Annotated in this window: 1 protein-coding gene; it reads left to right on the top strand. The window is 44.2% G+C overall.

Going from position 1 to position 674, the window contains the following annotated elements; all coding sequences use genetic code 11:
• A partial coding sequence (locus tag R7Q46_RS27475) for an ATP-binding cassette domain-containing protein (protein ID WP_318078317.1) occupies positions 1 to 674 on the top strand: 674 nt, incomplete at both ends.

Below are 674 nucleotides of genomic sequence, written 5' to 3'. Positions count from 1 at the left end.
AGGCATTGTTGGTGAATCCGGTTCGGGTAAATCCACGTTAGGGCGTGCGTTGATCGGTTTGCTACCGTCTACCGGAAAAATTGAGTTTAAAGGTCAAAACATGGCCTCACTCAGTGATAAAGAGCGGTTCGATCTGAAAAAAGACGTACAAATGGTGTTCCAAGATCCATACGGTTCGCTTTCACCACGTATGACCATCGGGGAAATCATCACTGAAGGATTAACCGTCCACCGGCCATATTTAAACAAGAAAGAACGCATGCAAAAAGCGCGTGATGTTCTGCGCGAAGTACGTTTGGATCCCGCATCAATAAACCGCTATCCGCACGAATTTTCCGGTGGGCAGCGTCAACGTATTGCGATTGCACGAGCCTTGATTTTGGAACCGTCGTTTATCTTGCTTGATGAGCCGACCTCAGCCTTAGATCGCTCAGTGCAACTCACTGTCATCGATCTTCTCAAAGACTTGCAGAAAAAACACAATATCGGTTATTTGTTCATAAGCCATGATTTATCAGTGGTTAAGGCGCTTTCTGATCGCGTATTAGTAATGCAAAAAGGAGAAGTGATGGAGCAAGGAAGCGCACAAGAGATTTTCCATCACCCAAAAAGTGAGTACACTAGAAAACTGATTGATGCCTCATTTGATCTTGAAAACAATGAAAATCAAAATG

This window comes from Vibrio sp. 811 (assembly GCF_033339195.1).
This window is presented reverse-complemented; position numbering and strand designations above follow the sequence as displayed.